The sequence below is a fragment of the Bacillus sp. FSL H8-0547 genome (assembly GCA_038002745.1).
Taxonomy (GTDB): domain Bacteria; phylum Bacillota; class Bacilli; order Bacillales; family Bacillaceae; genus Bacillus_P.
This window is the reverse complement of sequence record JBBODD010000001.1, coordinates 2216760-2229074: the sequence shown is the minus strand read 5'-3', so window position 1 is coordinate 2229074 and position 12315 is coordinate 2216760. Positions and strand designations below refer to the sequence as shown.

Genomic DNA, 12315 nt, shown 5'->3' with positions numbered 1-12315 from the left:
CTTTATCTTATCTCTCTATCATTCTCTGAATTTCACGTCATCCAGAGAAAACAAGCAATCCTTAAAGACTGCTTGTTTATACTCTCAAGAACTTGCGGACAGACATTAAGCTTCCCCATACACCGATCAGTGCACCGATCAGGATCAGAATAGCTGACACCTGGAAGGCAAACGGACTGAACGGCAGGAATTGAACAAATGAACCTGCGACCTTTGGTTCGACCCATGTATATAAATAGTTGTAAGTGGACAGTACAAGGATAACAGGGATGATGGCTCCCATTACTCCAAGCATCAGGCCTTCTAAGAAGAACGGCCAGCGGATAAACCAGTTGGTTGCGCCTACGAGTTTCATAATTTCAATCTCATGCCTTCTGGCAAAGATTGTGATTTTAATAGTATTCGAGATAAGGAACATCGCCGTAAAGACAAGTCCGATAATCAGCGCAATACCGATGTTTCTTGAAATTTCAACGAAATCAAAAAGTCTTTTAACTTCTTCTTTTCCGTAAAGAACCCTGTATGCTCCGTCAAAGCTCTCAATTTCCTTTGCGATTTGAGGAGTGTCTCGCGGATTCTCTGTTTTAACGACAATGACGTCATTCAGCGGATTGTTCTGTTCAAACAGCTGATACGATTTACCTTGTTCGCCCATGCTGCTGATCAGGTTATCCAGTTCTTTTTCTTTCGGTGAAAGTTCTACGGATGCAATCCCGCTCAGATTATCCACCCTGTTTCTGAGCTCTTTCTGCTGTTCAGGTGTGCTTGTCACATCAACCAGCACCCTGATCTCTACATCCTCTTCAACCTTTGTAGCAAAGTTGTTTAAGTTCATCATAATGACCAAGAACGTTCCTACAAGGATTAAAGTGACCGTAACGGCACTGACCGACGCAAAGGTCATCCAGGCGTTGCGGGTTAAGCTTTTCATAGTTTCTCTGAAGTGACGCCCAAGGGTTCTAATCATAAATCCCATACTCCCCTCTAGCCTCGTCACGCACAATCTTTCCGCCTTCGATCGCGATGACTCGTTTTTTCATGGTGTTAACAATTTCCCGGTTGTGAGTGGCCATCACAACAGTAGTTCCTCTGTTGTTGATTTCCTCAAAAATGTTCATAATCTCCCACGATGTATCAGGATCAAGGTTTCCTGTCGGCTCATCAGCAATGACTACACCTGGATTGTTGATAATCGATCTTGCAATCGATACCCGCTGCTGTTCTCCGCCTGAAAGTTCGTTTGGAAAAGACCTGGCTTTATGCTTAAGCTGAACAAGATCAAGTACATCAAGCACTTTCTTTTTGATGACTCTCGGCTGCTCGCCGATTACCTCAAGAGCAAATGCAATATTTTCATAGACTGTAAGCTTCGGCAAAAGCTTGAAGTCCTGGAAAACAACGCCGATGCTTCTTCTTAATTGAGGAACTTTTTTTTCTCTTAGTTTTGCAAGATTGACTCCGTTGATCAGGATTTTGCCGTCTGTCGGCTTTTCCTCACGGTACATCATTTTTATAAATGTCGATTTGCCTGCACCGCTCGGACCAACAACATAAACAAATTCGCCCTGATCTATTTTTACATTTATTCCATTAATGGCGAGAACGCCGTTAGAATACGTTTTATAAACGTCTGTCATTTCGATCATATTTTTATCACCCAAAGCTGTTTATTTTGTAGATAACGTGGTGGAATGGCCTGATTTAAGCTAAATTTAAGTATGTAACCATAATTTTCATATATTAATAAGATTTACCCACAAAAGTCATTATACCATCAAAGTTCGGCAAAAATAGACTTAAAAATATTACAGTTTCATTTCAGTGTCGTAAATTGTCAAAGGAAATGAAAACCAGGTCTAAAGAAATGTCGACTGATAGCGCTTTAATGTAAATTTTAGAACTTTCTGACTAAAAAGACAATCTTTTTTTGGGAATAAATAAGTGGAAATCATTTCTGACTTTCGGAGGAAGAACCGGATAATAGGATGCGGCCGGTTATGTCATGCCTTTTAAACAGCAAAACCAGCCGATGCTGCCGGCTGGCTTCTTTTGAAGTTATTTCTTTTGCGCAAGCCATTCAGCTACGACAGCTGCATCTGTTTCGTTAATAAGACCTCCAGGCATGCCGCCCTGGCCGTTATTAATGATGCTTTCAATTTTTTCTTTGTCATATTTTGAGCCGACATTTGCAAGACTTGGTGCGGCCCCGCCGCCTTCAAGATTTTGACCGTGGCAGCTGATGCAGTTCTGCTGAACAATCTCTTCAGCATTCGCTGTATCTTTTGAGCCCGAATCTTTTGGCTCTTCTCCTGCGTTATCTCCTCCGCCGCATGCAGCAAGGACTAAAGATGTTCCGAAAAGAAGGGCAAGTACTTTTGATTTCATCGCCGAAATCCTCCCCAAATAAGGATGTAAAACACACATTTATTATATCCTAACTAGGCCCGCTTGAAACCTTCCCCGAGCACATCAGAAGCATCCATAACGACCACAAACGCAGACGTATCAATGCTTTTTACGAGTTGTTTCAATTTCGTGAATTCTGTCTGATCCACCACGCACATCAGGATCGGCCGCTCGCTGTCTGTGTAGCCTCCGAATGCCGACAGCTTTGTCACTCCCCTGTCGATTTCGCTCAGAATCGCCTTTCTGACCTCTTCCTCCTGATTTGTAATGATCATCGTCATCTTCGAACGCCCCAGTCCCACCTGAACGACATCAATCGTTTTACTTGTGACATAAAGAGCAACAAGAGCGTAAAGCCCAAGTTCAATATCGAAGACCACCGCAGCGGTCAGAACAATCAGCCCGTCAATTAAAGCAACACACGTCCCAAGAGAAAGTCCCGTAAACTTGTGGATAATCTGAGCAGCCAGATCCGTTCCCCCTGTAGAAGCTTTCCCTCTAAAAACAAGGCCAAGACCGAGACCTACTCCAATTCCACCGAAGATTGCACCGAGCAGCGGATCTGTCGTCGCGGGCGCAACATCCTTTGTCAAAAAAACAACAGATGGCAAAAAGATCGTTCCAACCAGCGTTTTTAAGCCGAACTGTTTCCCAAGCAGCAGCACACCTGCCGCAAACAGGGGAATATTAAAAGCCCACTGCACATACGCAGGCTCAAAACCAAATAAAGCATCTGTAATTGTACTGATCCCGCTCACTCCGCCTGAAGCAATCCGGTTCGGCAGCAGGAAGAGATTAAAAGCAATGGCAACGATTCCAGAACCAAGCAGAATAAATAAATACGACGTCACTTTTTCAAGCATAGGATTATATGTACGAGTGCGTTTACGCTGAAACATCCTGCATCCTCCATCTGAATCACACATATTTTTGACATAACCTTACAGAGTATAGCACCCGTCTGATTCAGCTGTAAATAACAGCGGGATAACGTGCTAAAGAGGTAAAGCGGTTATGTTAGTTTTAGCATTGCGGGTGGAATTTAGTCTCGTACAAGTCCATGATTTAGCTGACTTGCACAGGAGGATCGTAAACCCACTGATAAATAGAAAAATTTAGATAAAAAGAAGTGTCTTATGTGATAAAAGGGTGTTAGACGTAAAACTGGGAAAGTTGGTTGTAACGCATGGATTGTTGGTTGTAAATTGGGTGAAGTCGGTTGTGTTTGCCGGATTGTCGGTAGTAACTCACATGTCCTGATTTGAAATAGGAATAGGTGTTCGCGAATCGGACCAGGGTGGCTCCGGGGTGGGTGAAATGCAGCCCTATATTCTGCTCACTCTGATTTATAAGGTACTATTTTTCCATTTTGGTGCCTTATATTCCGCTCACTCCGATTTATAAGGCAGCATCTCATCTTTTTGCTACCTCATATTCCGCCTCACCCCATTTATAAGGTACCATTTCGTCCTTTTACTAACCCATATTACACTTCACCCCATTTTTAAGACATCAAAGTCCACAAAAAAACAGCCGCCCCTACAGGGACAGCTGCCTCATTTTTCTTATGAAAGTTTTGAACGCAGATACGCATCGATAAACGGATCGAGGTCTCCGTCCATGACTCCCTGTACGTTTCCGCTCTCGGTGCTTGTGCGGTGGTCTTTGACAAGAGAGTACGGGTGGAATACGTAGGAGCGGATCTGGGAGCCCCAGCCGATTTCCTTTTGTTCGCCGCGGATCTCATCAAGCTCGGCCTGCTGCTCGTCAAGCTTGAGCTGGTAAAGCTTCGCTTGAAGCATTTTCATGGCGCGCTCGCGGTTTTTGATCTGGGAGCGCTCTGTTTGGCACGATACGACCGTATTGGTCGGCAAATGCGTGATACGGACGGCGGAATCCGTCGTGTTGATGTGCTGTCCGCCGGCGCCGCTTGCACGGTATGTGTCGACTTTGAGGTCCTCTGTTCGGATATCAATCTCAATTTCATCGTTAAACTCAGGCATCACTTCGCATGATACGAATGACGTATGGCGGCGGCCGGATGAATCGAACGGCGAAATGCGGACAAGACGGTGAACCCCTTTTTCCGCTTTCAAGTAGCCGTAGGCGTTGTGGCCTTTGAAAAGAAGCGTGACGCTTTTGATTCCCGCTTCATCACCTGGAAGGTAGTCAAGAGTTTCCACTTTGAAGCCCTTCTTTTCGCCCCAGCGCGTGTACATGCGGAGAAGCATTGAACCCCAGTCCTGGGATTCTGTTCCGCCTGCTCCCGGGTGAAGCTCCAGGATGGCGTTGTTTTTGTCATGAGGTTCACTTAACAGAAGCTGAAGTTCATAGTTGCTCATCGCTTCAGTCAGCTCGGCAATTTCACTTTCAAGCTCCGCATGAAGATCGGCGTCAGGCTCTTCTTTTAAAAGTTCATGCGTGATTTCAAGGTTTTCATGCGTTTCGCTCATTTCTGTGAACTGAACAACTGCCTCTTTCAGCATATTGCTTTCGTTTATTACGGTTTGTGCTTCATTCTGACTGTCCCAGAAGTTCGGGTGGGACATCATTTCATCTAGCTCCTGAATGCGAGCCTGTTTGCGGTCGAGGTCAAAGAGACCCCCTGAAAGCCGCTAATTTCTTAGCCATTTTTTCAAGTTCGTTTCGAATTTCTGCAAGTTCCATATTCATTCTCCTCTAAAATGGGGTAAAGAGAGGCAAAGTGCCCCTCTTTGAAAAATTATTTTCCGCTGCCGCAGCAGTTTTTGTATTTCTTTCCGCTTCCGCATACACATGCGTCGTTGCGGCCGATTTCCATCTGCTTTTTAACAGGCTTTTTCTTTGGCGCCTCGTCTCCCTCTTTCGGGTGAACCGCCTGCTGGCCTTTTGCGACTTCCTCGCGCTGAAGGTTGTTTCTGATTTCTGCTTTCATGATGTATTTTGCAGCATCCTCTTCAATCGATGCAATCATGCTTTCAAACATCGCGAAGCCTTCCATCTGATACTCGCGGAGAGGATCTGTCTGGCCGTAGGCACGAAGGTGAATACCCTGGCGCAGCTGATCCATGGCATCAATGTGATCCATCCATTTCGTATCAACCGCACGAAGAAGGATGACCTTTTCAAACTCGCGCATCTGCTCTTCTCCGAATGCCTCTTCTTTTTCATTGTAGCGGGCTTTCGTTTTCTCAAGCACAAGCTCTGAGATCTCTTCGGATTCTTTTCCTTTAAAGTCGTTCACTGTGAATGTGCCTTCTTCAAGAAGGTTGGCATTCAGGTAGTCAATCAGCCCTTCAAGGTTCCAGTCCTCCGGAAGCTCTTCCCTAGGCGTGTACATCGCAACCACACGTTCAACTGTTGAAGTGACCATGCTTTCAACAATCCCGCGCAGATTTTCAGAGTCAATCACGTCAAAGCGCTGCTTGTAAATAACTTCACGCTGCTGGCGAAGAACGTCATCGTATTGCAGAAGCTGTTTACGGGCATCAAAGTTGTTGCCCTCTACGCGTTTTTGCGCAGATTCAACAGCTTTCGTAACAATTTTACTCTGAATCGGCTGTGAATCATCCATGCCGAGACGGTCCATCATCGCCATCATGTTCTCAGATCCGAAGCGTCTCATCAGTTCATCTTCCATAGAAAGGTAAAACTGAGTCACACCAGGGTCTCCCTGACGGCCGGAACGTCCGCGAAGCTGGTTATCGATGCGTCGTGATTCATGGCGTTCTGTTCCGATAACAGCCAAACCGCCAAGCTCTCTTACACCAGGTCCAAGCTTGATGTCTGTACCGCGGCCCGCCATGTTTGTCGCGATCGTTACCGAACCCTGATGGCCGGCATTCTCAATGATTTCCGCTTCTCTTTCATGGTTTTTCGCATTCAGCACGTTATGCGGAACGCCTTTTTTCTTTAGGAGTCTTGAAATAAGCTCAGACGTTTCTACCGCAACCGTACCGACAAGAACCGGCTGGCCGGCAAAGTAACGCGTCGTTACATCGTCAACAACGGCTTTGAACTTGCCTTCCATAGAACGGTACACAAGATCTGCGCGGTCATCACGCACAACATCACGGTTTGTCGGAATCGCCACAACCTGCATGTTGTAAATGTTGCGGAACTCCTCTTCCTCCGTCTTCGCTGTACCTGTCATACCGGAAAGCTTTTCGTACATGCGGAAGTAGTTCTGGAATGTAATCGTTGCAAGCGTCATGCTCTCGTTCTGAATCTCAAGGCCCTCTTTCGCCTCGATTGCCTGGTGAAGACCATCACTGTAGCGGCGGCCTTTCATTAAGCGGCCTGTAAATTGGTCGACGATGACAACATTGCCGTCTTCAACAACGTAATCAACGTCATTGTGCATCACAACGTGGGCTCTTAATGCCATATTAATATGATGGTTGAGAGACACATGTGTTAAATCGAACAGGTTTTCAATATTAAAGGCTTTCTCTGCTTTAGACATTCCGTCTTCAGTCAGCTGAACCCCTTTTGTTTTTTCATCGAAGGTATAGTCCTCATCGAGCTTCAATGAACGGACAAAGCCGTTGGCCTGTACATAAAGCATCGTGGATTTCGCAGCAGACCCCGAAATGATCAACGGCGTACGCGCCTCGTCAATCAGGATGGAGTCAACTTCATCAATAACCGCATAATGAAGCGGGCGCTGAACCATCTGCTCTTTGTAAAGAACCATGTTGTCGCGCAGGTAGTCAAAGCCAAGCTCATTGTTAGTCGAATACGTAATATCGCACGCATAGGCAGCACGCTTTTCCTCTTTGGAAAGACCGTTTGAATTGAGTCCGACAGTCAGGCCGAGAAACTCATACAGCTTGCCCATCTCAACAGCATCACGGCTCGCAAGGTATTCATTGACCGTCACAACGTGAACGCCTTTTCCGGAAAGAGCATTCAAATAAACAGGCATCGTGGAAGTCAGTGTTTTACCTTCCCCTGTTTTCATCTCGGAGATATTCCCTTCGTGAAGAGCGATACCCCCCATCAGCTGAACCGGGTACGGATAAAGTCCGAGCACTCTCTTTGAAGCCTCGCGCACAACGGCAAAAGCCTCTGTCAAAAGATCATCCGCACTCTCGCCTTTGGCAACGCGCTCTTTAAATTCCTGCGTCTTAGCCTTCAGCTCTTCATCAGAAAGCCTCTCCATGTCGCCTGCCAAAGATTCTATTTGATTCGCCATTTTTTCGTATCTATTCAATGCACGTTTATTAAAATCAAACACCTTATTTAAGATTCCAAGCATTCTAAACGCTCCTCTGTTAGTGAAGTGCCATACGTGAAGCTATTCATAGGCAGGATAATCATCCGTCCTGCAAAACTACCTTCTATTTTACCATATATTAAATAATATCAACAGTTTATCCTGTTTCAAAGCGAAAAACCGTTCTCCATCAACTTTTTTAAAACGTTCTCTTCAGGTTTGCTGAAGAAGCTTATGTATATTTTTTAAAAAAACAAAAAAATCCGGCATGGCCGGAATTCCCTTCTATGTATACCTTTATAGAAGATCAGCGGAGGAACTGCTTTTCTGTTCTGCAGTAACATTCCTGGTTATCACTTGTAGATTTTCATGCATTTTGAACATGACAATTAACAGCTCACAGTAGATCCTGATGACAAAGGGACCAAACAGCAGTGTCAGAAGCCCGGCAAACACTTGAGCTCCACCCCCGAAATCAGCGCTCGCTCCTGTTGCAATCGAGATAAATCCTGCGATGATGCTGAGGGCCGATCCCACATAAAAGATAACGGTAATAATAGTGGGGGTAATCATTTTATTGAATTTTAAAAAGTCCTGCATGCTCATCTCCTCCTTCTCTAGAGCATATGACTTTAGAATCATTGAATATGTCTCATAAAAGTAAAAATATGTAAATAAAAACAAATGAAAAGCAGCCTCTGTAATGAGAGACTGCTTTATGTTGTCATTATTCAGTCGGTTCAATAATCGCGTACTTACCGTCTTTGCGCTGGTACACAACGTTTGTTGTGTTGGTTTCAGCATTTGTAAAGACGAAGAAATTATGACCGAGCATATTCATTTGAAGAATCGCTTCCTCGCTGTCCATCGGCTTTAAGTTAAAGCGCTTTGTGCGGACAACCTGGATTTGGTCTTCTTCTTCCTGAACAGCTGTCTGGGTCTGTGCCCCTTCAGCTTCTTCCGTGCCTGCTGCAAACATGAATTTAGGTGATCCCTGCTCGCGCAGCTTGCGGTTTACTTTTGTTTTATGTTTACGGATCTGACGCTCGAGCTTGTTTGTCACAAGATCGATGGCAGCGTACATATCCTCGTTATATTCCTCAGCACGCAATACTAGATTGGTCATGGGAATGGTTACTTCAATTTTTGATTCCTGATCGCTGTAGAATTTCAAATTTACGTTTACGTTTGCTTCAACTGAATCCTCAAAATAGCGTTCCAGTTTGCCGATTTTCTTCTCGACATACTCTCTTAATGCTGGAGTTACCTCAATGTTTTCGCCTCTGACGTTATAATTCAAAATGAACTCCTCCTTTGTTAAGGATATGTAAACTTAATTCTTCCTTTCCCTTTAGAATTCCTGCTGAAACGTAAAAATAATGTTAAATCATTGTGAAATTTGTTGAAGTTTGCGGTTCAGGAGGAAAGGATGTGAATAGAGTATGCGGGGGGCGTTTGATTTATTCTATGAAAAAAGGACTGTCTCTATAGAAGATATTGTTACTTTCCGAAAAGACGCCGGGTATTTCTTGAAATGAACGAAACTATTAAGGCTCCTCCCGGACACTTTTTTAAAACATCTTTAATAAAAGAAGCTATTTTCAGCTTTGTTAGAGATAAAGAGGAAGTGAACTCATTCTCCTCTCTTTTTAATGGCAGACTGTTTTTATGCTGAAAATGAATTTCAAATCGTACCCGTTCCCTTTCGCTCCAGTCACTTATGCATGTGCCATTACATCGAATCCTAATAAAACAAAAATCCCGTCCTTATTCTGGCGGGATTAGTGAAGCAGATAGGGAAGCAGGCACATCTGAATGTCTCTCTTCCAGGCTGTATAGAGATGGGATAATCTTTTTAAATAGGCATGGAAAAGATGGGAACCGCCTTCTGGCGCCGGCCTTAATTCTTCCAGCATATCATCAAAGAGAAGAATGCTTTTCTGGAGAACTGAATTGTCGCGGGCCGCATGCATCATCGAGCTGTGAACGGCATCCACCTGGATAAAAGCATCGATTAGATCGTCCATGATTTGCTCGCGATTTGTATATTCCATGCCTTCAAAGCTTTTGATCAGATAATAAAAACATTCTTCGATAGTATTCAGCAGCTCGTTATAGGAAAGGAAAAGCTCGTAATCGCTTTGAGTTATGGCGTCACTTGCGCTTATCATAATACATTCCGTCAATGGCTGTGCTCTGGTAGGGGTTTGCATATTTCTGGCCGGAGGCTTTTTGCAGCTTTAATTTTGTCATATCTTCTTTGATCTCGTGCTGCACGGCTTTCAGCTTTTCATGAATAACCGCGTTCCATTCTGTGATTTCTTTTCCCAGCTGTTTTTCCTGAGGGGTGTATGGCGGCTTCAGGTTTGAGATCAGCACTTCCCGCTGTTCGATCCACTGCTGGATGTTCAGGATATAGCTGTCCCTCATATCCTTTTGCTGCGAGCCGTTCACTTCACTCAGCAGCTGATGAGTAAGCTGATGCAGTTTTTCAACAGCGCTCATCAGATCGGGCCGCCCTGTCCGAACTGCTGCCTGCGGGCAGATTGAATGACCTGTTTCCACGCATCGCGGAATTCAGTTACATATCCCTCTGCTTCAGAAAGAATCTCCGGATCATTTGAGATATTCGCTTCTACGAGCCGGCGGTTGATATATTCATACATCTGCATCATCGATCCGGAAACCTCAGCTTCAGGGTTTAATGTGATCATAAGCTCCTGAATAATGCGCTGCGCCTTTTGAAGATTGATGTTTTTTTCCTGAACCTGTTTCTGTTCCATCGCTGTCCGTGCCTGCTTAATAAATTTAAGGCAGCCGTTATAGAGCATTAGTGTCAGCTCGCCTGGAGACGCCGTGCTGACAGAATTCTGCTGGTATGCCTGATAGGGATTTGTCAATGCCATCGTGTTAACTCCTTTTTTAGCCGAATTGCTGCATTAAATAACTCATTTGTTCATTGGATCGTTGAATTGCTTTTTCCATCGCCGTAAACTGTGACCAGTAACGATCCTCTACTTGCGTCAGCCTGTCTTCAAAACGCGTGATCTGGTTATCTATGGATGAGAGGTTTCTTCCAATCGTAAACTGCTGGCTTGTGGAACTGGACGTGCCGGCTTTGGCATTCAGCTTGTCCATCGTTGTTTTTAAATTGTCGTACAGGTTAGAAATGATCCCTTTTTCCCCGCTTGTCGGGCCATTGCTTGTAAACAGCTTTTCTACACCGTCCGGATTTTCTTCAATTGCTTTTTTCAGCTTGGCCTCATCAATGATCAGCTTTCCGCCCTCGCGGTAGTTCGTAGATGTCGTGATTCCGATATTGGAAAGATGGGTAAAAGATGTCCCTGATGCTGAAGACAGCGTTGAATAGAAATCTGTGCGCATCTGGCTGAGTGCACCGGTCAGGATCGAATCTTTTCTGAGCATCCCGCTTTTCGCCTTTTCATCCCACTGCTCCTGCTGCTTGTCTGATAGAGCTTCGCGTTCTTCGTCAGATAGCGGCTGATAGTCGCGGTAGCGGGTTTCATCTGTTTTCGTCTGGATTTTTGCAATGGTTTCGTTGTAAAGGGTGACGAATTTCTTTATGTTATCAAAAACGGCATTTGTATCGTTTGTAACATTTATGGCGACCGGCGGTTCTGCTGTTGTGAACGTATTTTTCAGCGTAAACGTAACTCCGCTCATTTCAAACGTGTTGGATGTCCGCTCTGTTTCAAGTCCGTTGATCGTGAACTTCGCGTTTTGCCCGCCTGTTTCTGTACCTGAGCCGAATCTCAGGACGTTATTCAGGAAGCCCGAAGATGTAATAATTTCATTGCCGCCCTTGTTAAAATCCCCTGTTTCTTTTCTCGTCAGCGTAATCTTATCTGAAAATGAATCATAAAGCGCCGTCACGCCAAGCGATGATGAATTGATCTTCGTAAAAACATTATTTAATGATTCTGTGCCCTGAATCAGGAAATTCTCTTTTTTGAGACCTGTTGAAGTGTGCGTCTGCATGTCAAAAGAGAAGTACTGATCCGTACTCTCAATCACGTAATCCGCCTTGATGACGCTTCCTTTTTTGATTGTTTCACCGAATGTCAGGTTGCCGTCTGTATCAATTGCAGCTTCTCCTGCTTGAGGAGTACCAGTCACAAGCTTGAAGGATTTGCCGTCTACTTTCATAATCGCGTCTTTATCAACATTTTTCAGCACTTGCCCGGTTTCGAGTGTCAACTTAAATGACGTCCCGTCATCCGCGGCGGTGACTGTCTGATTTTTAACGGTTCCTGTCTGCCAGTTGAAGTTCGTGTTGGCAAACGAATCTTTTATATCCTGGAGAGCTTTGGACGTGTCGACCTTTTGGCCGGATGCAGAGATCGCTCCGGCATTTACCTTTGTCGCTGCCGTTGCAAGCTGATCCACTTTCGAGATGCTGTAGGACGCCTGGCTCGCCGCGCTCGTTGCAGTGGCCGTCACTCTATCAGCATTGGAGCTGTTCGTCGTCCGTTCCCGGTAATTGCTCGTCAGCTTCATATCAAACGCAGCATTCCTGAATGAAAACAGCAGGCTGTTCATCTCGCGGTAGCCGTCGCGCTGCCACTCAAGCACCTGCTTGTTCTGCTTCAGCTTATCAAGCGGCATTCTCTCCGCCTTCATTAAATCTGCCACGAGCGAATCAATGTCCATTCCGCTCGCCAAACCGCCGATTCTGACCATGTACCTTCACC

General features: G+C 45.0%; 12 protein-coding genes. All 12 read right to left on the bottom strand.

Features of this window, described 5'->3' with window-relative positions; translation table 11 throughout:
- Nucleotides 1-76 precede the first annotated feature (76 nt).
- The 12 genes from ftsX to fliD all read right to left on the bottom strand — a co-directional run bounded on the left by ftsX (nucleotide 77) and on the right by fliD (nucleotide 12304).
- Nucleotides 77-967, bottom strand: a complete 891-nt coding sequence (gene ftsX, locus MHB63_10930; protein MEK3807046.1) for a permease-like cell division protein FtsX — start codon at nucleotides 965-967, stop codon at nucleotides 77-79.
- Nucleotides 960-1646, bottom strand: a complete 687-nt coding sequence (ftsE, locus tag MHB63_10925) for a cell division ATP-binding protein FtsE (GenBank protein MEK3807045.1) — start codon at nucleotides 1644-1646, stop codon at nucleotides 960-962. Before ftsE ends, ftsX begins: the two co-directional genes overlap by 8 nt.
- A gap of 409 nt (nucleotides 1647-2055) precedes the next feature.
- Nucleotides 2056-2385 (bottom strand): cytochrome c551, encoded by a 330-nt coding sequence (cccB, locus tag MHB63_10920; GenBank protein ID MEK3807044.1) that lies wholly within the window; start codon nucleotides 2383-2385, stop codon nucleotides 2056-2058.
- Between the two features lie 53 nt (nucleotides 2386-2438).
- A complete protein-coding gene (locus MHB63_10915) occupies nucleotides 2439-3305 on the bottom strand; it encodes a YitT family protein (protein ID MEK3807043.1) in 867 nt (288 codons plus the stop codon).
- 666 nt (nucleotides 3306-3971) lie between these two features.
- Nucleotides 3972-5073, bottom strand: a protein-coding gene (prfB, locus tag MHB63_10910; protein MEK3807042.1) for a peptide chain release factor 2 whose coding sequence is annotated in 2 segments (ribosomal slippage) — nucleotides 3972-5000 and nucleotides 5002-5073 — 1101 coding nt in all. Because the reading frame shifts where the segments join, the coding sequence is not laid out codon by codon here.
- Between the two features lie 55 nt (nucleotides 5074-5128).
- On the bottom strand, nucleotides 5129-7645 hold the full coding sequence (secA, locus tag MHB63_10905; protein ID MEK3807041.1) for a preprotein translocase subunit SecA: 2517 nt from the start codon (nucleotides 7643-7645) through the stop codon (nucleotides 5129-5131).
- Nucleotides 7646-7900: 255 nt separating this feature from the next.
- Nucleotides 7901-8203 carry a DUF4282 domain-containing protein gene (locus tag MHB63_10900; protein ID MEK3807040.1) on the bottom strand — a complete coding sequence of 101 codons (303 nt, stop codon included), beginning with the start codon at nucleotides 8201-8203 and terminating at the stop codon, nucleotides 7901-7903.
- 127 nt (nucleotides 8204-8330) lie between these two features.
- A complete protein-coding gene (gene raiA / locus MHB63_10895; protein ID MEK3807039.1) occupies nucleotides 8331-8903 on the bottom strand; it encodes a ribosome-associated translation inhibitor RaiA in 573 nt (190 codons plus the stop codon).
- Between the two features lie 481 nt (nucleotides 8904-9384).
- Nucleotides 9385-9774: a hypothetical protein gene (locus tag MHB63_10890; GenBank protein MEK3807038.1), complete on the bottom strand. Its 390-nt coding sequence runs from the start codon at nucleotides 9772-9774 to the stop codon at nucleotides 9385-9387.
- Nucleotides 9758-10108: a flagellar protein FliT gene (locus MHB63_10885; protein ID MEK3807037.1), complete on the bottom strand. Its 351-nt coding sequence runs from the start codon at nucleotides 10106-10108 to the stop codon at nucleotides 9758-9760. Before MHB63_10885 ends, MHB63_10890 begins: the two co-directional genes overlap by 17 nt.
- Nucleotides 10108-10509, bottom strand: coding sequence for a flagellar export chaperone FliS (fliS, locus tag MHB63_10880; protein ID MEK3807036.1), 402 nt, complete (start codon nucleotides 10507-10509; stop codon nucleotides 10108-10110). Before fliS ends, MHB63_10885 begins: the two co-directional genes overlap by 1 nt.
- Before the next feature lie 16 nt (nucleotides 10510-10525).
- The gene (fliD, locus tag MHB63_10875) at nucleotides 10526-12304 is read right to left on the bottom strand and encodes a flagellar filament capping protein FliD (protein MEK3807035.1); all 1779 of its coding nucleotides are present in this window, start codon (nucleotides 12302-12304) and stop codon (nucleotides 10526-10528) included.
- Between the last annotated feature and the right edge of the window lie 11 nt (nucleotides 12305-12315).